This window comes from Helicobacter pylori, from assembly GCF_003637685.1.
Classification (GTDB): Bacteria; Campylobacterota; Campylobacteria; order Campylobacterales; family Helicobacteraceae; genus Helicobacter; species Helicobacter pylori_CJ.
On record NZ_MVWW01000003.1, the window covers coordinates 94,613 to 120,123 of the forward strand.

14 protein-coding genes and 2 pseudogenes are annotated in these 25,511 nt (G+C 38.1%); 8 read left to right on the top strand and 8 right to left on the bottom strand.

The annotated features are described in order from the left end of the window. Positions 1–49: 49 nt before the first annotated feature. From EAL44_RS03460 to EAL44_RS03475, 4 genes are read left to right on the top strand one after another with little or no spacing between them, the layout of a single operon-like run. Positions 50–1,177: a succinyldiaminopimelate transaminase gene (locus tag EAL44_RS03460; RefSeq protein WP_121074712.1), complete on the top strand. Its 1,128-nt coding sequence runs from the start codon at positions 50–52 to the stop codon at positions 1,175–1,177. Beyond that, positions 1,170–2,519, top strand: coding sequence for a UDP-N-acetylmuramate--L-alanine ligase (murC, locus tag EAL44_RS03465; protein WP_121074715.1), 1,350 nt, complete (start codon positions 1,170–1,172; stop codon positions 2,517–2,519). Before EAL44_RS03460 ends, murC begins: the two co-directional genes overlap by 8 nt. Next, positions 2,519–2,881, top strand: coding sequence for a hypothetical protein (locus tag EAL44_RS03470; protein ID WP_000537713.1), 363 nt, complete (start codon positions 2,519–2,521; stop codon positions 2,879–2,881). Before murC ends, EAL44_RS03470 begins: the two co-directional genes overlap by 1 nt. Continuing rightward, positions 2,881–5,127, top strand: coding sequence for an endonuclease MutS2 (locus EAL44_RS03475; protein WP_162970341.1), 2,247 nt, complete (start codon positions 2,881–2,883; stop codon positions 5,125–5,127). Before EAL44_RS03470 ends, EAL44_RS03475 begins: the two co-directional genes overlap by 1 nt. Positions 5,128–5,272: 145 nt before the next feature. Here EAL44_RS03475 and ppa read toward each other — a convergent pair whose 3' ends face one another. Genes ppa through EAL44_RS03510 form a run of 7 tightly spaced genes read right to left on the bottom strand, consistent with a single transcriptional unit; the run spans position 5,273 to position 11,501 of the window. Next, on the bottom strand, positions 5,273–5,794 hold the full coding sequence (gene ppa / locus EAL44_RS03480) for an inorganic diphosphatase (protein ID WP_121074721.1): 522 nt from the start codon (positions 5,792–5,794) through the stop codon (positions 5,273–5,275). Positions 5,795–5,845: 51 nt separating this feature from the next. Continuing rightward, complete coding sequence (locus tag EAL44_RS03485; protein WP_121074724.1) at positions 5,846–6,637, bottom strand: glycosyltransferase family 25 protein; 792 nt, start codon at positions 6,635–6,637, stop codon at positions 5,846–5,848. Next, positions 6,582–7,136, bottom strand: coding sequence for a glycosyltransferase family 25 protein (locus EAL44_RS03490; protein ID WP_240448879.1), 555 nt, complete (start codon positions 7,134–7,136; stop codon positions 6,582–6,584). Before EAL44_RS03490 ends, EAL44_RS03485 begins: the two co-directional genes overlap by 56 nt. 40 nt (positions 7,137–7,176) lie before the next feature. Next, a complete protein-coding gene (locus EAL44_RS03495; RefSeq protein WP_121074730.1) occupies positions 7,177–8,175 on the bottom strand; it encodes a glycosyltransferase family 25 protein in 999 nt (332 codons plus the stop codon). 24 nt (positions 8,176–8,199) lie between these two features. Next, complete coding sequence (locus EAL44_RS03500; protein ID WP_121074732.1) at positions 8,200–8,775, bottom strand: adenylate kinase; 576 nt, start codon at positions 8,773–8,775, stop codon at positions 8,200–8,202. A gap of 16 nt (positions 8,776–8,791) precedes the next feature. Beyond that, positions 8,792–10,525, bottom strand: coding sequence for an aspartate--tRNA ligase (gene aspS / locus EAL44_RS03505; protein ID WP_121074735.1), 1,734 nt, complete (start codon positions 10,523–10,525; stop codon positions 8,792–8,794). A gap of 34 nt (positions 10,526–10,559) precedes the next feature. Then, entirely contained in the window at positions 10,560–11,501 is a 942-nt protein-coding gene (locus tag EAL44_RS03510; RefSeq protein WP_121074737.1) for a chemotaxis protein, read from the bottom strand. Between the two features lie 75 nt (positions 11,502–11,576). Here EAL44_RS03510 and ligA point away from each other — a divergent pair, with 75 nt between their 5' ends. From ligA to EAL44_RS03535, 4 genes and pseudogenes are all read left to right on the top strand, one after another. Then, complete coding sequence (ligA, locus tag EAL44_RS03515) at positions 11,577–13,547, top strand: NAD-dependent DNA ligase LigA (RefSeq protein WP_121074740.1); 1,971 nt, start codon at positions 11,577–11,579, stop codon at positions 13,545–13,547. Positions 13,548–13,671: 124 nt separating this feature from the next. Continuing rightward, entirely contained in the window at positions 13,672–14,004 is a 333-nt protein-coding gene (locus tag EAL44_RS03520; protein WP_001875765.1) for a hypothetical protein, read from the top strand. Between the two features lie 296 nt (positions 14,005–14,300). Beyond that, positions 14,301–14,838, top strand: a pseudogene (locus tag EAL44_RS03525) (ATP-binding cassette domain-containing protein). A 157-nt stretch (positions 14,839–14,995) separates the two neighbouring features. After that, positions 14,996–15,752: pseudogene (locus EAL44_RS03535) on the top strand (ABC transporter permease). A 59-nt stretch (positions 15,753–15,811) separates the two neighbouring features. On the opposite strand, the gene EAL44_RS03540 reads toward EAL44_RS03535, so the two are convergent. After that, entirely contained in the window at positions 15,812–25,375 is a 9,564-nt protein-coding gene (locus tag EAL44_RS03540) for a vacuolating cytotoxin domain-containing protein (protein ID WP_121074743.1), read from the bottom strand. Positions 25,376–25,511 lie beyond the last annotated feature (136 nt).

Here is a 25,511-nt window from a genome sequence, read left to right on the forward strand (position 1 = left end):
TAAATTTTAGGTAAGATCAACTATTCCATTTTAAGATTAAAGTAACCCTATGACCTTTGAACCTTATCCTTTTGAACGATTAAGAGCCTTGTTTAAAGAGATCACCCCTAAAAAAAAGGGGCTAGATTTAGGCATCGGCGAGCCGCGATTTGAAACGCCCAAATTCATTCAAGACGCTCTCAAACAGCATGCTCATTCGCTCAATATCTACCCTAAAAGCGCATTTGAAGAGGGTTTGAGAGAGGCTCAAAGGGGTTTTTTTAAACGCCGTTTTAAGATAGAATTGAAAGAAAACGAATTAGTTTCCACGCTAGGATCTAGGGAAGTGTTATTCAATTTCCCTAGTTTTGTTTTATTTGACTATCCAAACCCCACTATCGCCTACCCTAACCCCTTTTATCAAATCTATGAAGGATCAGCCCAATTCGCTAGAGCTAAAAGCCTTTTAATGCCTTTAGTTAAAGAAAATGATTTCACTCCAAGCTTGAATGAAAAAGAGTTAAAAGAAGTGGATTTAGTGATCTTAAATTCCCCTAACAACCCCACCGGAAGAACCCTTTCTTTAGAAGAGCTGATCGCTTGGGTCAAACTCGCTTTAAAACATGATTTTATTTTAATCAATGATGAATGTTATAGTGAAATTTATGAAAATACGCCTCCCCCCTCGCTTTTAGAAGCTTGCATGCTGGCTGGTAATGAAGCGTTCAAAAATGTTTTAGTGATCCATTCGCTCTCCAAACGCTCCAGCGCTCCAGGGCTAAGGAGTGGTTTTATCGCTGGGGATAGCAGCCTTTTAGAAAAATACAAAGCGTTTCGCACCTATTTAGGCTATACGAGCGCTAATGCGATCCAAAAGGCTAGTGAAATCGCTTGGCTAGATGATGAGCATGCAGAATTTTTCCGTAATATTTATGCGAATAATTTGAAACTAGCGCGAAAAATCTTTAAAGACACGCTCATTTATCCTTATAGTTTTTATGTGTATCTGCCGGTTAAAAACGGCGAAAATTTTGCCAAAACGCTTTATCAAAACGAAGGCATTACCACCTTACCGGCTTTGTATTTAGGGCGTAATCATATCGGCGCTGACTATGTGCGTTTAGCCCTTGTCTATGACACCCCCCTTTTAGAAAAGCCTTTAGAAATCATAGAAGCTTACCGAGAAAATCATGCTTGAAACCCCAAAAGTTTTACTCAAAAATTTGCAAGATTGCAAGATCCATTTTATCGGTATAGGGGGGATTGGCATTTCAGGCTTAGCCAAATACCTTAAAGCGCAAGGGGCTAAGATCAGCGGATCTGATATTGCCATAAGCCCTAGCGTTAAGTATTTGAAAGCTTTAGGCGTAGAGGTTAATATCCCGCATGATCCAAAAGCGATCAACCATCAAGATGTTATCATCCATTCAGCCATTATCAAAGAAGACAATACCGAAATACAAAGGGCTAAGGAACTAGAAATCCCTATTTTGTCTCGTAAAGACGCTTTGTATTCTATCCTTAAAGACAAGCGCGTTTTTAGCGTGTGCGGGGCTCATGGAAAGAGCAGTATCACGGCCATGTTGAGCGCGATTTGTCCCGCTTTTGGAGCGATTATTGGGGCGCATTCTAAAGAGTTTGATTCCAATGTGCGAGAGAGCACGGATATGAGTTTGGTTTTTGAAGCCGATGAGAGCGATTCAAGTTTTTTATTTTCCAACCCTTATGCAGCGATTGTGCCTAACACAGAGCCAGAACATTTAGAACATTATGATCACGACTTGGAGCGCTTTTTCTTCGCTTATGAATATTTTTTAGACCATGCTCAAAAAAGAGTGATTTATAAAGAAGATCCTTTTTTGAAAAACTATTCTAAAGACGCCATTGTTTTAGAAAAAAAAGACATTTATAATATCCAATACATTTTAAAAGACGGCGAGCCTTACACTTCATTTGAATTGAAAGATTTGGGGGCTTTTTTGGTGTGGGGGTTAGGCGAACATAACGCTACGAATGCGAGTTTGGCGATTTTAAGCGCTTTAGATGAATTGCATTTAGAAGAAATTAGAAATAATTTATTGAATTTTAAAGGCATTAAAAAACGCTTTGATATTTTGCAAAAAAACGCGCTCATCCTCATTGATGATTACGCCCACCACCCTACTGAAATCAGCGCCACTTTAAAAAGCGCTAGGATTTATGCTAACCTATTGAACACGCAAGAAAAAATTATTGTGATCTGGCAAGCGCACAAATACTCTCGCTTAATGGATAATTTAGAAGAGTTTAAAAAATGTTTTTTAGAGCATTGCGACAGATTGATCATTTTACCCGTTTATAGCGCGAGTGAAGTTAAAAGAGACATTGATTTGAAAGCCCATTTTAAGCATTATAACCCCACCTTTATAGACAGGGTGCGTAAAAAGGGGGATTTTTTAGAGCTGTTAGTCAATGATAATGTGGTAGAAACGATTGAAAAAGGCTTTGTGATAGGCTTTGGAGCGGGGGATATTACCTATCAATTGAGAGGCGAAATGTAATGGGCGTAGCGGTTGTTTTATTTTTGACGCTGATTTTATTGTTTTTAGTGTTAAGGGATTTTGGTTTAGTTAGCCCCAAACAAAAGATTTTAGCTTTTTTAATCGTGGGGATTATAGGGGCAAGCATCAGCGTTTATACTTACAAGCAAAACCAACAAAACCAACAAGAAATCGCTCTGCAAAGAGCGTTTTTAAGGGGGGAAACTTTGTTGTGTAAAGGCATTAAAGTCAATAACCAAACCTTTAATTTAGTGAGTGGGACTTTGAGTTTTTTAGGCAAAAAACAAACCCCTATGAAAGACGTTCTTGTGGATTTGGATTCTTGTCAGACGCTTCAAAAAGATCCCTTAATCCAACCCTAATGATGAATAATAATACCCTACCCAAACCCCTAGAAGAAAGCCTGGATCTAAAAGAGTTTATCGCTCTTTTTAAAACCTTTTTTGCAAAAGAAAGAGATACTATTACTTTAGAAAACGATCTCAAACAGGCTTTCACTTATTTGACTGAAGTGGATGCAATCGGTTTGCCAGCCCCCAAAAGCGTGAAAGAAAGCGATCTTATTCTTATCAAGCTCACCAAATTAGGAACGCTCCATTTAGATGAGATCTATGAGATTGTCAAACGATTGCGCTACATTGTCATTTTGCAAAACGCTTTTAAACCTTTCACGCATTTAAAATTTCATGAACGCCTTAACGCTATTGTTTTGCCCCCTTTTTTTAATGATCTAATCGCTTTATTGGATGATGAAGGCAAAATCAAACAAGGGGCTAACGCTACCCTAGACGCTTTGAATGAAAGCTTGAACCGCCTTAAAAAAGAGAGCGCTAAAATCATTCACCATTACGCCCACTCTAAAGAGCTTGCCCCTTATTTAGTGGATACGCAAAGCCATTTTAAACATGGTTATGAATGCCTTTTATTGAAGAGTGGGTTTTCTAGTGCGATCAAAGGCGTTGTGCTAGAAAGGAGCGCTAATGGCTATTTTTATCTTTTGCCTGAAAGCGCGCAAAAAATCGCGCAAAAAATCGCGCAAATTGACAATGAAATAGATTGCTGTATTATTGAAATGTGTCAAACTCTAAGCCACAGCTTGCAAAAACACCTTTTATTTTTAAAATTCCTTTTCAAAGAATTTGATTTTTTAGACAGCTTGCAAGCCAGACTTAATTTCGCTAAAGCCTACAATTTAGAATTTGTCATGCCAAGCTTTACGCAAAAAAAAATGATTTTAGAAAACTTTTCGCACCCCATTTTAAAAGAGCCAAAGCCCTTAAATTTGAAGTTTGAAAAATCCATGCTCGCTGTTACCGGCGTGAATGCGGGCGGGAAAACCATGCTCTTAAAATCGCTTTTAAGCGCGGCTTTTTTGAGCAAGCATCTCATTCCTATGAAAATCAACGCCCATCATTCCATTATCCCCTATTTTAAAGAAATCCACGCCATTATCAACGACCCCCAAAACAGCGCGAACAATATCTCCACTTTCGCCGGCAGAATGAAGCAATTTAGCGCTCTTTTATCCAAAGAAAACATGCTTTTAGGCGTTGATGAAATTGAGCTAGGGACTGACGCTGATGAAGCGAGCAGCTTGTATAAAACCCTGTTAGAAAAATTGCTTAAGCAAAACAACCAAATCATTATCACCACGCACCACAAACGCTTGAGCGTGTTAATGGCAGAAAACAAGGAAGTGGAATTACTAGCCGCTCTTTATGATGAAGAAAAAGAACGGCCCACTTACACTTTTTTAAAAGGGGTTGTTGGCAAAAGCTATGCGTTTGAAACCGCTTTGCGCTATGGCGTGCCGCATTTTTTGATTGAAAAAGCGAAAGCCTTCTATGGCGAAGATAAGGAAAAATTGAATGTTTTGATTGAAAATTCCAGCGCGCTAGAAAGGGAATTAAAACAAAAAAATGAAAGCTTAGAGAACGCTTTAAAAGAGCAAGAAGATTTAAAAAACGCATGGCTTTTAGAAATGGAAAAACAAAAAGAAATCTTTCACCATAAAAAATTGGAATTGGAAAAATCCTACCAGCAAGCCCTAAATATCTTAAAAAGCGAAGTCGCTTCAAAAGATACCAGCTCCATGCATAAAGAAATCCATAAAGCGAGCGAGATTTTAAACAAGCATAAAACAGACCAAGAGATCCCACAAATAATAACAAGCTTTCAAATTAACGAAAAAGCGCGCTATAAAAATGAAAGCGTGCTGATAGCACAAATTTTAGACAAGGGCTATTATTTGGTAGAAACCGAGCTTGGCATGCGTTTGAAAGCGCATGGGAGTTGGTTGAAAAAAATCCAAAAACCCCCTAAAAACAAATTCAAACCCCCTAAAACCATCGTTCCTAAACCTAAAGAAGCGAGCTTACGCCTTGATTTAAGAGGGCAACGCAGCGAAGAAGCCCTGGATTTACTAGACGCTTTTTTAAATGATGCGCTTTTAGGGGGCTTTGAAGAAGTGCTGATTTGCCATGGCAAAGGGAGCGGGATTTTAGAAAAGTTTGTGAAAGAATTTCTAAAAAACCACCCCAAAGTGGTAAGTTTTAGCGACGCTCCCATTAATTTAGGCGGCAGTGGGGTTAAAATCGTTAAATTGTAGGTTTTAGCGCTTTTTTATGGGAAATACAAAAACCCACTTTAAACCATAAAGCCATTTTACACCAACACCCAATGAGAATAAAGTTTTAAAAGAGCGTTGAAAAAGGGCTTTTATCGCTTAATTGAGCCAAAACCCTTTAAAATCTTTAGCCTTGATAGGCTTTTATGGCTTTTTCTAAAACCTTAATCGCACTCTCTTTGTTTTCAAACCCCTTGACTTTCACCCATTTATTAGGCTCTAAATCTTTGTAAGTTTCAAAAAAATGTTTGATTTTATCTAAAGTGTGTTTGGATAAATCATTAATATCTTTGACATAGGAATGCGTGGGATCGACCTTATCTATGGGCAGAGCGATTAGTTTTTCATCTATTCCGCTTTCATCTTCCATGTTCAAAACCCCAACCAGGCGCGCTTTCACTACGCTCCCGGCTTGAAAAACCACATCGCTTAAAACCAGCGCATCTACGGGGTCGCCATCAGATCCTAAAGTGTTAGGCACAAAGCCGTAATTTGCGGGGTAATTTTGCGCCCCATAAAGCACCCTATCCACCATTAAAGCCCCGCTTTCTTTATCCAATTCATACTTGATATTAGAATGCTTGGATATTTCAATCACCACGCACAAAGAATCAGCGTCATGGCTCACTTCTAATTGGTCTAAATTCATTGCAATCTCCTTTGAATAAAAAGAATTATTCTAACATAAAGCCCGCTCTTTTTAAACCTCTTTAGGGGTTTTTAAAGGAGTGTATTGTTTGCTGTATTTGTGAAAGGCTTTTAAACATTTCCTTGCATTAAACTTATGGTAAAAAAGATTATCATAATAAGATTTTTTAGGGGGCTTTAATGAAATGTCAGGCTTTTTTGCATTTTGAATGGTGCTATTGAAAGCATGCTTGTTTAAAGAAACAGGGCAAGGCAAATAGGTAAAATTAGCCACATCATGGTAAGTGGGGTTGTTTATGAACATATCCACCGGCTCTATGATTTTAAAACGCTCCGTGGCTTCTATAAAGGTTTTAGCACCCTTAGGCGTGAGGTAGTAGCCTGCCGTAGTAGCCACATACACGCTGGTGAGGTAAAAATGCTCTAAAAATAGCGCTTCTTTTTCACTATCAGCACGCCTTTCCCAAAAGGTCTCTTTAATGTTTGCCTCTTTTGCCAATAAGGATTCGTATTTTTCTGTGAGTTCGTCGTATTTTTCCGCAATATTCTTATTGAGATCATCGTATTTTGTGGTGAGATCATCGTATTTTGTGGTGAGATCATCGTATTTTTTGGTGAGATCATCGTATTTTGCCACGACATTCTTATACACTTCTGTCCGAGCTAAAATACTTCCAATGAAGCGGTTAAGTTTTCTTTTAATCTTTCTAAAAACCACTGGATTAAAAGAGATTTTTTGGGGCGCTATTTTGCAAGGCTCAGATAGTTCTTTAGGGTCTTGTTGCGTTTCAATAATAAAATCTTGTTGCGTATCTTGTGTGGGATTGGGGGGGGGTAACTTCATGATTTTCAATAGGCGTTTTTTCCATAGGCACTTCAGCCTCTTCAATTTCTGTATAGATAGGGAGAGCACACAAATTGGTTTTATGCCCTCCCCAATAATGCCCATAGAGTCTCACAAAATCAAAAGGGCTTTTCAAGCAATCTTCTAAGGCTTGCATGAAATGAGACTCTAGCGTTGCATCATCTTCTAAAATAACGACCGGTTGGTTTGTTTTAACGCATTCTTTCCACAAAAAATAATGGCTTAAATAGCACCCAAATTCTTGGGGCAATAATTCTTGATAACAATAATCAGAATGGAACCAATCGGATTTTAACAAACTTGAAGAATCATAAAGCTCTTGAAGTAATTTTTCAAAATCTTGATGTTTGGGGCTAATAGCGTCAAAGATTTGAAAAACACAACGGCCTTTAAACTTTTCATTGGATTCTAAAATTAGTTTTTCAGTATCCAAACGCCTTTGACTTTCTTTTAAAGAAATGATATAAACTTGTGTCAAATGAACTCCTAAATATAGCATTCTACCATAAAATTTCTTTTTAAACCTCTTTAGGGGTTTTTAAATAATCGTATTGTTTGCTGTATTGTTGAAAGGCTTTTAAACGCTTTTTAGCGTTAATGCTGTAGTAGAAAAGATTCTTAAAAGTTGATTTTTTAGGCGGAAATGGGTAAGATTTCAAGCTCTTTTTTTGGGGCTTTTGAATGGTGCTGTCTAAAGAATGCTCGCTTAAAGAAACAGGGCAAGGCACATAAGTCAGATTCGCCACATCATGGTAAGCAGAATTATCCATAAACATGTCCACAGGCTCTATGATTCTAAAACGCTCCGTGGCTTCTATAAAAGTTTTAGCGCCCTTAGGGGTTAAATAATAACCGGCTGTAGAAGCCACATACACGCTAGTGAGGTAAAAATGCTCTAAAAAAAAGGCTTCTTTTTCATGCGTTGCGTAATAGCTTTTTTGTATTTTTTTGAGAATGTAATGGATGACTTTATGGGTAGAAAGATTTAAAAATCTAGAAACATCAAAAAATTTTTTAAATTTTTCTAAAATAGGGTTATTTTTAAAAGGATAATCAAAGGGAGGAAATACAAATTCTTTGGGTAAAACATGGAATTTTGTCTCGTGGTAATACCAATAGCACCCATAGAGTCTCACAAAATCAAAAGGGCTTTTCAAGCAATCCTCTAAGGCTTGCATGAAATGAGATTCTAGCGTTACATCATCTTCTAAAATGACGACCGGTTGGTTTAATTTGACGCATTCTTTCCACAAAAGATAATGGCTTAAATAGCACCCCAATTCAGGCAAAGTCAAACCAGCACCCACATAAGAATGGTACCAATCAGATTGCAATAAACTAGGAGCGTTATAAAGCTCTTGAATCAGTTTTTCAAAATCTTGGTGCTTAGGGCTAATAGCGTCAAAAATTTGAAAAACACAACGCCCTTTAAATTTTTCATTGGATTCTAAAACGAGTTTTTCAGTATCCAAACGCCTTTGGCTTTCTTTTAAAGAAATGATATAGACACCAATCACAGATCATTCTCTTTGGAACGCATTTTAATTTGCAAAAGACAAAATATATTCTTGCATTTCATGCACGATTTCTTCAATGCTTCTTTCGCCATTGATGATTTTATGCAAATGTTTAGCCTTGTAGAAATTTTGGATTTCCATTAAGGGGTCTAAAAACACCCGCATGCGGTTATGAAACACAACTTCATTATCATCAGCCCCCCTAGAGCGCCCTAAAACCCTTTCTTTAGCGGTGTTTTCACTCACTTCTACTTCAATCACGCTTTTTAAGATCACTTCGTTTTGAGCGTTCAATTCTTTGTCTAAAGCATTCATTTGCTCCACGCTCCTGGGATAGCCATCAATTAAAATGATCCCTTTGCTAGAACTTTTAATCGCTACAAGGATCGTTTCTACCACAATTTCTAAAGGCACTAATTCGCCTTGAGAAGTGAATTTCTCAATCAATAAGCCTCGCTCGGTCTTTTTAGCGCTCTCAGCCCTGAGTAAATCCCCGGTAGAAAAATGAGCGATTGTTGCGCTGTTGTTTTTAGCGATCCATTCCGCATCCGTGGTTTTACCACTCCCTGGGGCTCCAATAATCAAAAATAGTTGTTTCATATCATATCCTTTTAAATTATTTTCTCAAGCGAATGTGCAATTCTCTTAGTTGCTCTTCATTAATGGGGCTAGGCGCATCAGTCAATAAACATGAAGCTTTTTGCGTTTTAGGGAAAGCGATCACATCTCTAATGCTATGAGATTTTGTCATTAGCATGATCAAGCGATCAAAACCTATCGCAAAGCCTCCATGAGGAGGAGCGCCAAATTTTAGCGCTTCTAGTAAAAAGCCAAATTTTTTTTGCGCTTCCTCTTCATGGATATTGATTTTTTCAAAGACTTTTTTTTGCATTTCTTCTTTATGAATCCTTATGCTCCCCCCACCAAGCTCCACGCCATTAAGCACCACATCATACGCATGCGCTTCAATCTCTTCTATATCTTCGCATTCTATATTTTTAGGCATCGTAAAAGGGTGGTGCGCGGCATGATAGCCATTTTCGGTTTTTTCAAACATGGGGAAATTGACTACCCATAAGAAATTCAAAGCGTCTTTATCAATCAAATCAAGCGTTTCAGCTACCTTCAAGCGCAAGCGCCCCATGTAATCTAGCACGATTTTTTTATCCCCGGCTCCAAAAAAGACAATATCCCCAACTTGCGCATCAGTCCTTTCTAAAATATTCTTAAGCCCCTTTTCGCTCAAAAATTTAACTAAAGGCCCTTTAATCCCATCTTCTTTGATCTGCAAATACGCCAAGCCTTGAGCCCCAAACTGGCGCACAAATTCTTCTAATTCCTTTAAAACGCTACGGCTAAAAAGCGCATCAGCCCCCTTAACGTTCAAAGCTTTGATGCGTTTGTTTTTAGGATCTTTTGCGATATTAGAAAAAATAGCGTTTGAGCTGTCCATAAAACAATCCCCCACTTCTATTAAAGGCAATTCAAAGCGTAAATCCGGCTTATCGCTCCCGTAATTTTCCATCGCTTCCTTATAAGGCATGCGTTTAAAAGGTTTAGAAATAGTATGCCCAATCGCTTTAAAAATCTCTTGCAACAAATCTTCCACCACGCCCATCACATCATTTTCATCACAAAAACTCATTTCCGCATCAATTTGCGTGAATTCCGGCTGCCTGTCCGCCCTCAAATCTTCATCTCTAAAGCAACGAGCGATTTGAAAATACCTATCCATTCCCCCCACCATTAAAAGCTGTTTGAATAATTGCGGGCTTTGAGGGAGTGCGAAAAATTCGCCCTCATGCACCCTGCTTGGCACTAAATAATCCCTAGCTCCCTCAGGCGTGGTTTTAGACAAAATGGGGGTTTCAATCTCTAAAAAACCCTTTTGGGCTAGAGTGTTACGAGTAATTAAAGCCACTTCACTGCGCAATTTGAAGATTTCATAAGAATTAGGAGAGCGCAAATCCAAATAGCGGTATTTCAAGCGCAAATCTTCATTCACGCTTTTATTGCCAATTTCAATCGGTGGGGTAGCGCTTTTATTTTCAATAACTAATTCTTCTAAAACGATTTCAATTTTACCCGTTTTTAGTTTAGGGTTTTCTAACCCAAGCCCTCTCAAACGCACTTTCCCTTTAGCCACTAGCACAAATTCGCTCCTAACCTCTAAAGCCTTTTCATAAGCTTTAGAGCTAGGATCACAGACTAATTGCACCAAACCGCTCTTATCCCTCAAATCAATAAAAACCACGCCTCCATGGTCTCTATAAGTGTTACACCACCCGGCCACTTTGATGATTTTACCCACATCTTTTTCACTAATTTCTGTGCAAAAATGACTTCGCATGTTTTATCCCTTTAAATTAAAACAAAAATTAAATTTATGAAAGCGTTTTTTTAAGCATTTCATGGATTTCAAGAATGTTAGATTTTACCACAAAACCATCCGCTTCTAAAGATTGGGCTAACTGGCGGTTAGAATCGCTGCTCATGGACGAATTGATGATCACAGGAAGATGCTCAGTCCTGTGATCAGCTTTAATGGTTTTTAACACTTCAAACCCTGAAATGTTAGGCATTTCTAAATCCGTAATGACCACGCCGACTTGTTGGTAATGTTCTTTTTCATACAAATAATCCAACAATTCCCTCCCGTTTGGAAAGGCTAAATAACGCAATTCTAAAGTTTGAACGATTTTTTCTAGGGTTTTAAGAGCGCTTAGAGAGTCTTCAGCGATTAAAATGAGTTTTTGGCTTTGAATGGCTTTGATGCAACGCAAAGTCAAATCGTCTAAATCTTTCAAGCTAGGGAAAACATCGCTGATCATTTTTTCCACATCTAAGATCTGCATCACTCGATCTTCATCAAAACGAGTGAGAGCGCTAAGTTTGTTATTAGCCTCAATGCCTTGTTTGTCCCCAGCACTGATCTCAGTCCAATTTTTATGGATAATCCTTTCAATTTTTAAAACCTTTAGAGCGATGGAATGGTTAGAAAAATGGCACACGATCACTAAATTGTGGTTATCTTTAACGCTGCATTCTTTTAGATTGCGACTCGGATCGTTCGCGTCATAATGCAACCACCTTTTCACATCCACTAAAGGAATGGACTCGCCCCTAACGCTAAGAAACCCGAGCATCACGCCATCGCTCCCTCCAAGAATCTCTGTAACCTCCCCATCATAATGGATGATTTCTCGGATCTTAAAAATATTCACGCCATAAAGTTGGGCGTCTTCTTTTTCATCTAATCTAAAGCACAGAAATTGCGCTTCGTTGTTTAAATGCAACGAAGTCGTTTTATCAATGTCTCTTACCACCTACTTCCCCTAAAGCCCTATCAAAGATTAAATGTTATAATACTACCCTAATTTAGTTTAAAAGGTTTTTAGAATATGATAAAAAGCCAAAAAGAATATTTAGAAAGAATTGAATATTTAAACACCCTATCACACCATTATTACAACCTTGATGAGTCAATCGTAAGCGATGCGATCTATGATGAACTCTATCAAGAATTAAAAGCTTATGAAGAAAAAAACCCTAATGATGTTCAAGCGAATTCCCCTACCCAAAAAGTGGGGGCTACTACCACCACTCCATTCAATAAAAACCCCCATTTAATGCGGATGTGGAGCTTAGATGATGTGTTCAATCAAAACGAATTGCAAGCGTGGTTGCAACGCATTTTAAAAGCCTACCCTAGCGCTTCGTTCGTGTGTTCGCCCAAACTTGATGGGGTTTCGCTCAATCTTTTATACCAACATGGCAAGTTAATGAAAGCGACCACTAGGGGCAATGGCTTAGAAGGAGAACTCGTTAGCGCAAACGCTAAACACATCGCTAATATCCCCCACGCTATCGCTTATAATGGAGAAATAGAAATCAGGGGCGAAGTGATCATTTCTAAAAAGGATTTTGACGCTTTAAACAAAGAACGCCTAAACGCTAATGAGCCCCTATTCGCTAACCCTAGAAATGCCGCATCAGGGAGTTTGAGGCAGCTTGATAGTGAAATCACTAAAAAGCGTAAATTGCAATTCATTCCTTGGGGCGTAGGCAAGCATTCTTTAGATTTTTTAAGCTTTAAGGAGTGTTTGGATTTTATCGTCTCGCTAGGTTTTAGCGCTATCCAATACTTAAACCTAAACAAAAACCACCAAGAAATAGAAGAAAATTACCACACTCTGATTAGAGAAAGGGAGGGCTTTTTTGCCCTTTTAGACGGCATGGTGATCGTCGTGAATGAATTGGATATCCAAAAGGAGCTAGGCTACACGCAAAAATCCCCTAAATTCGCTTGCGCTTATAAATTCCCAGCTTTAGAAAAACACACCAAAATTGTGGGAGTCATGAACCAAGTGGGGCGCAGCGGGGCGATCACGCCGGTCGCTCTTTTAGAACCTGTGGAAATTGCTGGAGCTATGATTACCAAAGCAACCTTGCACAATTATTCTGAAATTGAAAAAAAGAATATCATGCTCAATGATAGGGTCGTCATCATTAGAAGCGGCGATGTGATCCCTAAAATCATCAAGCCTTTAGAATCTTATAGAGACGGCTCGCAACATAAAATTGAACGCCCCAAAGTTTGCCCTATATGCTCGCATGAGCTTTTGTGTGAAGAGATTTTTACTTATTGTCAAAACCTTAATTGCCCGGCAAGATTGAAAGAAAGCTTGATTCATTTCGCTTCTAAGGACGCTTTAAACATTCAAGGCTTGGGCGATAAAGTCATAGAGCAACTTTTTGAAGAAAAACTCATTGTTAACGCCCTGGATTTGTATGCTTTAAAATTAGAAGATTTAATGCGGCTAGACAAATTCAAAATCAAAAAAGCTCAAAATCTATTAGACACTATCCAAAAGAGCAAAAACCCTCCTTTATGGCGTTTGATCAACGCTTTAGGGATTGAGCATATTGGTAAGGGAGCGAGTAAAACGCTAGCCAAATACGGCTTAAATGTGTTAGAAAAAAGCGAAGCCGAGTTTTTAGAAATGGAAGGTTTTGGGGTGGAAATGGCGCGTTCTTTAGTCAATTTTTATGCGAGCAATCAAGAATTTATCCGATCGTTATTTGATCTGTTAAACCCTAAAAATAGCGATATGGCTGAAGAAAAGCAAAAAAGCTCTTCTGTTTTCAATAATAAAACGATTGTTTTAACCGGCACGCTTTCTAAACCACGGCAAGAATACGCTCAAATGTTAGAAAATTTAGGGGCAAAAATTGCTTCAAGCGTGAGCGCTAAAACCGATTTTTTAATCGCTGGAGAAAACCCCGGCTCAAAACTCGCTCTAGCACAAAAACATGGCGTGAGCGTTTTGAATGAAGAAGAATTGTTAAAGTGCCTTAAAGAATTGTATTAAAATTAAAATCAAATACCCAGTTAAATTCTAAAGAAAAATTCCAATTTTCATTCTTAATGAATTTACTCACAAAATCCTATTTTATAGTAGAATGCGAAAAATAAAGACATTTTAAGGAGCAATGATGGAACACCATAAAGTGCACACAACCATTCAGGCTTTACAAGCCAAACGCAAAAGGTTGCTAACCGAATTAGCCGAGCTAGAAGCAGAAATAAAAGTGAGTAGCGAACGAAAGAGCAGTTTTAACATTTCACTTTCACCGAGTTTGTTAGCCGAAATAGAAGAGATAGAATACGAAGAAAAAACAAGTAAAGAGCGAAGAATCAACCATAGCGTTTTGCTTTCGCCCAGTTTTATGGCTAAAGTGGATGAATACATGAAAGAGAAAGGTTTTCCTAATCGCTCGCTTCTCTTTGAAAAAGCGTTGGAATTTTATATGTTAAAACACCCATAAACCAATAACGGACAAAAAACGAGAGGATATTTAGGGTTTTGATAATGAAAATCAAAAACTCCGTTTCTCTGGTTTTTAGGGGATTTCTTTTTTTAAGCTTTGGCTTTTTCCATTTTTAGGGTTGGAACGCTTTTTAAAATCGTTTCATGCGATTAGAATGTATCTATCAGTAACGCTTTTAGCTCGTTTTAACCAAGATCAGTTAATTTTTTAGTAACACTGCACTAAATAAAACCATCATTTGAATACAATAACCCTAAATGGGATTTTAAATCATTTTTATATAAGGGGATTTTATGATTTCTAATATCAGCATACACCCAAAAACCATGTTTAAAAACGCTTTAAATATACAAGATTTTTCATTTAAAAGTCATACTAGCACAGCCATTATTGGCACAAATGGTGCTGGAAAATCAACGCTTATCAACACTATTCTAGGCATTAGATCAGACTATAATTTTAAAGCACAAAACAATAATATTCCATACCACGACAATGTTATACCACAACGCAAGCAATTGGGAGTTGTCTCTAACCTATTCAACTACCCGCCTGGATTAAACGCAAACGACCTTTTTAAATTCTATCAATTTTTTCACAAAAACTGCACTCCAAATCTATTTGAAAAAAATCTTTTGAATAAAACCTACGAACAGCGATGGACAAAAACAGCACTTAAAGATTGACTTAGCTCTTAGCTACCACCCCCAATTAATTATTATGGATGAACCAGAAACCAGTTTAGAGCAAAACGCTCTTATAAGACTATCAAATCTAATAAGCTTGCGCAACACCCAACAACTTACAAGCATCATCGCCACTCAGATCTGATTGTCTTAGATAGTTGCGAATGGGTATTGTTCCTTAAGAATGGCAACATTGCTCAATACAAACCTTTAAATTCTATATTAAAATCTGTAGCTAAAACTTTTAACTTTAAAGAAAAACCAACCACAAAAGACTTATTAGCATTACTAAAGGATATTTAATGGGAGAAATTCTATCTATCCTAAAACTTGAAATCAAATCTTATCTCACCAATACAAGTGCACTATTTTGGACTTTTATTTATCCTATTTTAATGCTCCTATTACTAATTTTTGTTTTTTCAAAAAATACCACTGAAATTTTTTACTTTAATAACATTATAGGTCTAATGGGACTTCTTATTATTTCTAGCGCGATCTTTGGTCTCACACAAGCTATAACAAGCTTGAGAATCGCATAATATATTCTTGTTCTACATGCTATCACCAGCAACTTTCAAACAAATAACTCTAGCATTAATCGCTTCAAGGCTAATCGTTGTAATTCTATATGCTTTTATCTTTATTGTTCTTTCTTTTTATGCACTCAATATCATCACTATTCTTAATTTTAAAGCGCTTATTTTGGGGTTTGTTAGTGTTTTTTCAAGTGCATTGTTTTGTTTTTGCTTGGCAATTTTTGTAGCTAGAATTTTTCAAAACGAACAAAGCATCTTAGGATTTTGTAATATCATCAATCTCTATGCGCTAATGTCTTGTAATGTTTTTGTTCCTTTAGAATACCTACCTAATATCGGTCAATTATTTATCAAAACATCTATTTTTTACTACCTTAATCAACTTCTAATCAAAGCTTTTCAAGGGATTGATACGATACTGGTTTTAGCAACTTCAACATTTTTCATTATTGGTGGCATTATTTTATTTTTACTAAGCGCTAATCGCATGTTACTAACACCAAAAGAACGCATGCGTTAAATCCTTAATCCCACCATTGATTCGTTTAATGGCTCAAAAAAGGGGTAAGCCCCAACCCCTTAAAACGCTAAACGCATTCCAATATTCCCGGTAATGTTAATCATTTTATAATCCAATCCAAACCTAGCCCCCACCCCAGCGTTCGCATAAAAGCTTTTAAACAACCTCACTTCCCCGCCTGTAGTGATGCTCGCAAAAGTGTTATAAAGCTCGCCTTTCCTGTAACTCAAAGTGTTATCACCAATAAAACGCACCAACTTATCCCCCATAGACCTTACAAGCAAATCCCTACCAATGCCGCCAATCGCATAAAAATAAGAGTTTGTGTTGAAATAATGGCGGTTCTCCAAAGCAAGATCAATCGTTAAAACGGATTTTTTAGATGGATCGGCGTTCGCTTTAAACTGGTTATAAATCGTATTATTCATTACCCCTTCTAAACCGGTCATGCCAATATAGTAATACCTTAAACCAATTTGAGGTTTTAAAATGATGCTTTTGTTTTTAAACATGAAATCATACCCGTAATTGACTTTTGCGTTCGTCGTCCATGTGCTGTATTTATAAGACTGGTTGATCATAGAAAGCAGAGTGTCGGCGGAACTGATTTGGGTTTTATTAGCCCCCCAAGTTTCATTGACGCTAAAAGTCAGCTCGCTCTTTTTAATGAAAGCCCTCGCATACAAGCCCACATCCACATTATCGGATTTAGAATTAGTGATGCGCTCATAAAAACCACTATACCCATAAGCCGCATACCCTCCAACAATCACCCCCTTAATGAATCTGTCATAGCCCACATTGACACCATAGAGCGTTCCTGTGCCATTTTCCACAAAGCTCACGCCCCCAACGCCGGTTGCCCAAAGGTTGTTTTTTAATTTATCCCTTTGAGAGTATTTTAAAATCACATCCATCGCATTAGGGATCGCATCAGCAAATCTTTGGTTTTTAAGGCTGCTCAAGCGTTCGCTAAAATCCGTTGGATCAAAGGAAGCGAAATTAGAAAGCTTGGCTAAACGGCTCATTTGTTGCGTGTAAGTGTTGAGCTGTAAAACATCGGTGGAATTATTTTTAAGATTGGGTTTAGAAAGCATGCCTAAAGCGCTGGTAATATCTTTCATTAAGGTAACAATGTGTTCAGTGGGCGTGTCTTGCAAATAATAAGGAGCGAACAAGGGATTACCCCCCTTAGCCACAAAAAGCTCATTCAACCACAGAATGGAATTATTGCCCGCAGATTTGATCGCATTCAAACCAGTGCTGCCTTGAATGTATTTAATGTAATACTCCAAACTAGGGGCTTGAATATCCATGGGTTTATCAGAGACGCTAACTTGAACTTTATCATAAAGGATAGATGAATACACCATTTGCCCCTGATTGTCTTTAAAGCTCACCACAAGACCCCCATCTTTAATATTGACCGGTTGGTTGTCATAGCTTAGTGAATCGCCCTTTAATTGCATGCGTTTGCCGTTAAAATCAATGAGGGTGTAAAGCTTGAGATAATCGCTCAAGCTCCCTCCACGAATGATTTGATTGTCATAACCATAAACCATGCGTTTAGCGTCTATAAGCGTGTAAGCGCCTTGCTTGAGTTGGGTATTAAAATGGATTAAAGCCTGATTGTTATAAGACATGATCGTAGAATTGCCAGCCACATTAATAATCGTTTGATTGGTTTTATTGTTAAGATTAAAGATCAATAGCCCTTCACTCTTCAAATTCCCCCCCACATTCAAACCATTTTCATTCGTGCTGAGAGCCGCTCCTTTAACCACATTGAGATTACCGCTGATATCAGCCCTATGATTAGAGTTGTTGTTAAAAGCGTTATTCACGATCAAGTTGTTGGCTTTAAAAGTGGCGTTTGGCTCTAAATTTAAAGTCCCGATCGTGGTATTTTGTAAGACTTTTGAAAAATCCACTAATCCGTTCGCTCTAATTGCACCTAAGAAAGCGAAATTATTAGCATTCACTTCTAAAGTTTCATCGGTTGGGGCTGTTGCGCTTGAAGAATGAGCTTTTTTCTTGCCCATGCAATCTAAGACATTCACGCAAATTTGACCTTCTTTAACGCTAATGTCATTTCGTGGTGCATTCAGCGTTAAGCCGTTGGTAGCGTTTAAGGTGTCTAATGAAATATTAGAAAAATCTTTAGATACAAAAGAAAGCCTGCCCTGATATTGCGTGAAATTAATCGTGTTTTTCCCATTAAAGATAATGGACTTGCCCGCCACAAAATTCAATTCCCCCCCTGTGGCGTTACTAAACGAGCTGTTATTCACAAACACATAATCTTTAGCCACGAAATTGAAATTCCCTTTTTGCCAGAGATTGTGCAAGCCTTTAGGTTTGAGTAAAGATCCCATGCCCAATTGTTTCAACTCATCTTGTAAGGATTTAGGCAGTATGGATCCCAAACCTTGATGATAAACGCCTCCTAATCCCTTATCAGCGACGATTTTATTAATCATTTGCCCTAGGACTTGATTGCTCATGATTTTATTCACTACGCCTTCGCCCAGCAAATCATTCAGCACTTTTTGACCCATGCCAGAAATCGCGCCCAATAATTCCTTACTAGGGTTAGTGATGCTATTTAAAGCGATATTGACTAACACGCTTAAATCCTGTGGGCCCAGCCAAGAAATGAGCTTATTGATTAAGGGGGCTTGTTCAATCATTTGATTGAGAATATCCCCAAAGGTCGTTTTGCTCAAAAAGCCTTGCAATTCTTTAGGATCAGCGCTAGAACCTATTTGATCAAGAGCTTGATTCAAGCCTCCAGGCACAAAATTATTCGCAAAAGCACTCAAACTTTGCTTGCCATACCAGTTATTGATGAAATTCTCTACATTTTCAATCCCTAAAGTTTTAACAATGAATTTTTCAAACCCCGAAGAATGGGCTTGAATCTGTTCTAAAAGCATTTGATCAATTTCTTTTCTTTTTATAGGATCTAGCGCGTTTAAAAGCCCGTTTTCACCAAAAACATCGCCCACCGTTTTAGAATTTAAAATTTCCATGATCGCGCTTTTAAAAGCGCTCACGCCTAAAAGATTATTCACTTCAGTAGGGCTAAGCAAGGAGCTTAAAGTCTTAGATCCAAAATCTTTAGGGATCATATTATTCAAATCTTTAGGGATAGCGTTATTGTTCAAACTCTCTTCATAAACAATATTAGAAAGAATATTCCCTAAACCTTTTTCTCCAAAAAGCTTTTCAATGCCACCTTGCCCTAGATAAGAAAAGATTTTATCGCTCCCTTGAGCGTCAATATTGGCTTGATTAAGCACTAAATTCGTTGCGCTTTCAAAAGACACATTCGCGCTCCCCCCACTCCCCCAAGCGTTCCCGCTGCCGATTGTCCCGGTAATGTAAATGTTTTTAGCCTTAAAATTAGCGTTGATGTAGCCTAAATAAGGCGAAGTGGAATAAAGCAATTGCCCTAAATTAGTCTGCCTGAACATCTGGCAAGTGTTATCCCCAATTGCGCATGGATTTTTATAGCCATCGCCTCCAAACCACACCACGCTATTAGTATTCGTTTGCCCTTCTTTGATCGCTCCTACAACGAGATTGCCTTGAGAGAGATCATAATTAGCCGTGTTGGAAAAGCCATTGATAATACCCAACAAGCTCTTCCAATTTGCTTGATCTAAAGTAATATCGTATTTCTTTAAAAGATCAAAAAGAGTGTCAAAACCATTCGGGCTATTGAGATTGAGATTGTCTAAAGCCCCTGAAGATAAAAGATTGGCTATTTTAGGCAAAAATTCCTTACCCAAACTGGCAATCGCGCTCAAATCCTGCTTAGTGATGGCCTGATTATAAATGTGTAAGGCTTGTAAGGGCTGGTTTTGTGCATTATAAGTCCCGGGTTCATTGTTTTGATTCAAACCTTTGATGTTGCTGCTCAAATAATAAGTGCCGGCTTTATCGCTCGTGTGATTATAGGAATTAGAGTTTTCATCATAAGGGTTTTGTTGGTAATCATACAAGCTAGGGGCGAGATTAAACATTGCATTATTGGAAGCGCCATTTTGAGAGATCTGGATTTTCAAAAGATTATTGTGTAAGGTTTCTGTAATCGTTTCGGTTGTGTTGAGTGGGTTAGTGAAACTCCAAGAATGAACGCCATTATTAAACGAGTAATCAGCCTTGTCAATCTGTATGCCATAAAAACGGATCTTTTCATAGCCGTTATTCCCCATTAAACCCTGAATGTTTTGAGCTTGTAAAACATTATAAACTAAGGGCTTGTTTTTTGCATCAAACAAATTCACATTGGACAGATTCAAAACGCCTTGAGATCCAAAGCTGAAATTCCCGCTTGCATTAATAGCTAGAGCGTTACCGCCATTGCCTAAAAGGCTTAAAGCGCCATTTAAAAAAACGCTTTGAAAATTCAAGGTGCTGTTGTTTTCTAAATCAAACAAGGCATTAGAATTAAAGGTCGCTAATTTAGTGAAAGAAATTTGAGAATGATTGGCATAAAAACTCACAGGAGCGTTAAAAACGCTATCACCATTGAAATTCAGTAAGCTTGAGCCATTAAGATTGAAATCCGTTTCCCCCTCTACGCTAAGAGCGTTAAAACTCGCTTGAGAACTTTCAGCCAAATTCATCGTAGAGTTATTTTCAAAAGTAGAAGCGCCTTTGAAATTCAAATGGATATTTTTAGCCCTTAAATTGAGCGTCGCTTGATTGAAATTCGTATTCCCTTTGAAATTAATCAGGCGTGTAGAGTTGCCAAAATCAGGCGTTTTACCAAATAAAGGAATGCCATAAAAGGTGACATTAGCGTTATTGAAATTCGCTTGATTGAAGCTTAACTGAGCGTTAGGGTTTAGATTTAAATAAGACACCCCATTAAAAGCGGTTGCGCCGTTAAAATTCGCCACGCTATTATTATAAAAAGAAAGGCTTGAAGCGTTTTCTAAAGTCGTTTGGGTTTGGCTACCCCCAATATTAATAGCAGCGTTGGGTTTGACTGAAAGCCTGGAATGATTGAAAGTCACATCCCCATTCAATGAAGACTGATTCACATTTTTAGACACATCAATGACGATTTGAGAGTTATTGAAAATAATGTTATTAGCTTTCAAATCATAGCGAATACCCCCACCCAAAATGGAATCAGTGAAAATCAAATCCGTATTTGCAACCATATTCACATACGATGAAGCGCTTTCTGTCGCTCCGTTAATATTGGTCCAGCCGCTAAAAGTGGTGTTTTCAAAAGCGATACGCCCTGAGTTAAAATTAAAGCCTCCCCATGTGAAATCCCTAAAGTTAGAATTTTTAATTTCCATAGAAAGCCTGGAATTAAAATTCGCCCATGAATGCTGGCTCGCGCTGGTTTGTAAGCCCATAGCCACGGTTTGGAAATTCGTGTAATTCAACCCGTCAGCGTTCAAGGTTTCATCAGCGTTAAAATTGATTGTCGCCCCACCGCCAGCATTAGGGTTGCCGACATTAAAATTATTCGTTAAAAAGATATTAGTCGCGTTGAAATTGCCATGCAAATACAGCAAATTATTCTTACCAAACCAGATCGATCCGCCATTGTCATTAGCCTTTTCTTGAGCGCTCCCTAAAAGCAAAGTCCCTACCACCGTAGCCCCAAAGTTCAGCGACCACGCAAAAGCGCTAGAGCCGATAAGATCTTGATTTTTATAAGGCGCGATATAGCACACGCCAACACACACCGGGGTTTTTCCTGGAATAAAATCAAATTGCTTCCTCACTTGACTCCAAATATCCTTAGAATCATTATCTGTGTGAAAAAGTGAAGAATGGATAGTGAAATATTTATAGGTGATAGAGCCCGGGTTAAAAGTCTCTTCAAAAACAAATTTTTGGCCGTTGCTTTGGGTGAATTGCACGAAAAAAGTGTTATTATCCGTTCTTAATAAAGTCCCTTGTTCGCCGTCATAATGGATCAGGTTCCATAAATTTTTTGAAAAAGCATTGTCCGCTAAAGCTTGGTTATTGTATTTGATGCTATCCCCGCTTAAAAGCGTGTAAGTGGTTTTATCGGTCAAATCCCTTTCAATGTTAAAAACACTATTATTGTCAATAGCGATTGATCCTTGAAGGCGGCTGAAAGGATCGCTATTAATGAGCGTGTTTGTGCCTTTAAAAGTAACATTTTTAGTATCACTAAACGAATAGCTACCGCCATTAAACGAGTTATTGTTGAAAATAAGGTTTTGCACTCTGGCGTTGATATTATAAGAATTGAAGGTGTTGTTTTCTAGAGTTAAAGAATTTCCGGCACTGTTTTCACCCCCTTTATAAATCAAAGTGCCGTTATCGCTAAAATTAACATTTTTAATCACGGCATTCCCATTAGCACTAGCGTTATCCACGCCAAAATTCCCCCCTCCACTCACAGATCCCTCATCCCAAGCAATATCACCCGCTTTAAGGTTAAAGCCTCCATACGGAGTTTGGTTACTGAAATTTGCGTTTGTTGCATTCAAATTGCCATTATTAACAATGAAATTCATCCATGAATTTTGCAAACCGGCTTTATCGCTATTCAAATGAGCGTTAGCGATATTCAAACGCTCTTGAGCGTTAAACACTAGAGTCGCACCCCCACCGGTTTTGGCCCCATTACCAGAACGAATCGTGCCGGTAATATCAATTTGACTCGCCTTGAAAGTGCCTTGAATATAGCCCACTAGCCCCCATTCAGCCCCTGAAGTTTTCCCAAAACCCACCACGCTATTAGAAGCGGGATTCGCCCCATCAAGAAAGGGAGTGGTTTGGTTGAACACTAAAACGCTGTTAGTGCCGCTATAATCTTGCGTGAAAACGCCTGTGCCAGCGATCTTCCAAGTCGTCATGCCGTTGAGATAGAACACGGTGTTACTGGCGTTATTATTGACATTTTTAAGATGGAATACCTCATTATGGATATTCACGCAATGCGTATACCCTAGAGTGCATAAACGAGTGAGCGTGATCCCGTTATTAAAATTTTCTTTAATGTAGTAAGTCAAGCCGTTATCGGTGAATTGGACATTATAAATTTTAGTATTGTTTGGCGTGGATTGATCCTTATTTACTAGCGTGCCGCTAGGGTTTTCCCCACTAATCCAACGCAGCATTTGATACAAAGCGTTATTATCCTTATAATCCACGCTTTTAGCGTTAAGCAATTGATAGGTCGTGCCTACGCTTAAACTGCTCAAAAGCCCTTGCATGTTGAAAACAACGCCCTTATTGAAAGTAAAATCCGTTTGAGCGCCATTTATTTTGAATTGGTTATTCACATTGAAAGCGTCATCAGTAAAATTGACTTTAGGGGTATTGTTGAAATTAAACACCCCCCCATTAAACGAGTTATGATTAAAATCCACTTGCTTGGCGTTAAAACTAAACGATCCGCCATTAAACGAGTTGTTATTAAAAGCGTTTGTTTGCTCTGCGTGGTTGAAATTAAACGAACCGCCATTAAATTTGTCTTCATTAAAGGTATTATTTATGCCATCAAAAGTGTAAGAAGCGTCATCTAAAACAGATTTTTCAATGGTGGTCTTGCCTTGAAACTTGAAATTCCCTGCTAAAAAATTCGTGTTTTTAAAATTGTAAGTGTTTTTAGCCCCTTGAAATTTATAATAGGCCTTGTTGAAATTCACGCTATCAAAAGTGCTGTTACCGGTAAAATCATACCCCCCACCCGTCCAATCGTAAAAATCAGACTGAGAAACATTGATCTTACCGCTCCCAGAACTATCCCCTAAAGCGATAAAAGTCATGTAAGAATTTTGTGAAGTGGTTTTTAGGTTTTTAAAGGTGGCTCCAGCGATATTAATTTCAGTCGCGCCCACAAAATTTAAAGTCGCCCCCCCACCGGTTTGAGCGCCATTACCAGACATCATGTTGCCGGTGATATAAACCCTATCGGCTGTAAAAGTGCCGGTAATATAGCCCGTTTTCCCCCAATTGACCCCCTCATACCCCCCAAAACGCACCGTGCTGTTAGATTTAGGGATACTGCCATTAGCCCAAGGGGTCGTAGCGTTAAAGACTAAAGCGCTGTTTTTCCCACCATAGGTTTGAGCAAATCTCGCATTAGTGTAATTCCAAGTGTTCAAGCCGTTGAGATAGAAAATCGTATCAGCCCTATCATCGTTAATATTTTTTAAATTAAAGACATTGTCATGGATATTCACGCTATTGGTGTAATAGATATTGTTCGTGCCATAATAGATAGATTGTAAAACAATAGAATCAGGGCTAAAAATTTGTCTGAAATGATAAAGCGTGCCGCCTAAATTGTAGGTTACATAGTAAGTGTGGGTGTTGTTATTGGAAGTAGCGTTTTTGCTATTGTCCTTTGTGGCTTGCGTGTTTTTAAGCCTGATGATATTCCATAAGTTGCTGACATCATTATAAGTGATGTTGCCATTTTTCATGCTAAAGAGCGTGTAAGCGCTCCCTATACTAGGCGTGTAATTTTGAATATTAAAAATCGCATTAGGATTAATAGTAACTTTACCGGTCATATTGACAAAAGGCGAAGTGGAGTTATTGATCGTGGTTGCACCTTGAAAATTAACATGAGCATCAAGTCTATCAAAAACGAACCAACCCCCATTAAAGGTCAAATTATTAAAAGTAATATTATTTGCATTAAGAATGTAAGCATCCCCTACGGTGTTAGCGTTGCCATTAGGCATGCTCCCTAGAGTGCTGTTATTAAAGGTAACGCTATTAGCGTTAAGATTGAGTTTGTAATGATTGATACTAGAGTTAGTGAAGGTGATGCTCCCCCCAATACCATTCCCACCCTTATAAGTGAGTGCACCGTTATTATTGAAAGTCACTCCGCTAATGGTGGTTGTGCCATTGCTATCCACATTATCAAAGCCAAAATTCCCGCCATTGACGATCCCGCCATTATAAGTGATCTTTCGCCCCATCACATTAAAGCCCCCATTAGGGGTTTGGTTGCCAAAATCCGTGTTTGTCAAATTCACGCTGTGATTGGAAATCAAATTGATCCAAGAAGTTTGTGTTCCGGCTCTGTTATTTTGAAAATAAGCTCCGTTAGTGGTTAATTCGTTTGAGCTTTCAAAAACCAGTATCGCACCTCCGCCAGTTTTCCATTCATTACCCGATCCAACAGCTCCTGTGATAAAAATATCTCTAGCCTTAAAAACCCCTGTAATAAAACCGATATAGCCCTTTTCCCCAAACCATACAGAAGAATGATTGGGCGTTGCGGAAGCGTTTTTTGTCCCTATGTATAAATTGCTGTTGTTGTAATTTTGCGTAAAACTCCTATTCCCCCCAGCCCAAGTGCGTAAGGGGCTGATATAGTAGGATTTGTTGTTATTGTTTTCATTCACGCTATTAAGCCAATACACCGAACTATTATAATCTTCACTTTGAGCGCTCAAAGCTGAGACAAACCCTAGCCCTAAAAAGATTTTTTTATTAATGGATAGAGAAGAATTTGAATGCGTTTTTAAGGAATAAATTGTCAAAGGCGAGTTTTTGATTGTATATTTTTTAGCGATTTTCTTTTTAACGCCCTTAAAAGAGCGGTTTTTACTAAAGCGTTCCTTTAAATCTATTTTGCCATTTCTATAAGTCATATTTTGAACCCTTTCATATTATATAATTACATTTCTTAACACTATCTACAACAAAAAGGTCATTATATCAATTAAAAGAAAACAAAACAAATCCTTTTATATGTTAGTAACCAATCTCATTATAAAAACCATCAGT

Bases quoted from the DNA above. Each gene is read 5' to 3' on its own strand.
- murC (WP_121074715.1), top strand. From the start codon at position 1,170: ATGCTTGAAACCCCAAAAGTTTTACTCAAAAATTTGCAAGATTGCAAG.
- EAL44_RS03460 (WP_121074712.1), top strand. From the start codon at position 50: ATGACCTTTGAACCTTATCCTTTTGAACGATTAAGAGCCTTGTTTAAA.
- EAL44_RS03475 (WP_162970341.1), top strand. From the start codon at position 2,881: ATGATGAATAATAATACCCTACCCAAACCCCTAGAAGAAAGCCTGGAT.
- ligA (WP_121074740.1), top strand. From the start codon at position 11,577: ATGATAAAAAGCCAAAAAGAATATTTAGAAAGAATTGAATATTTAAAC.
- ppa (WP_121074721.1), bottom strand. From the start codon at position 5,794: ATGAATTTAGACCAATTAGAAGTGAGCCATGACGCTGATTCTTTGTGC.
- EAL44_RS03540 (WP_121074743.1), bottom strand. From the start codon at position 25,375: ATGACTTATAGAAATGGCAAAATAGATTTAAAGGAACGCTTTAGTAAA.
- EAL44_RS03485 (WP_121074724.1), bottom strand. From the start codon at position 6,637: ATGAAGTTACCCCCCCCCAATCCCACACAAGATACGCAACAAGATTTT.
- aspS (WP_121074735.1), bottom strand. From the start codon at position 10,525: ATGCGAAGTCATTTTTGCACAGAAATTAGTGAAAAAGATGTGGGTAAA.
- EAL44_RS03470 (WP_000537713.1), top strand. From the start codon at position 2,519: ATGGGCGTAGCGGTTGTTTTATTTTTGACGCTGATTTTATTGTTTTTA.
- EAL44_RS03500 (WP_121074732.1), bottom strand. From the start codon at position 8,775: ATGAAACAACTATTTTTGATTATTGGAGCCCCAGGGAGTGGTAAAACC.
- EAL44_RS03520 (WP_001875765.1), top strand. From the start codon at position 13,672: ATGGAACACCATAAAGTGCACACAACCATTCAGGCTTTACAAGCCAAA.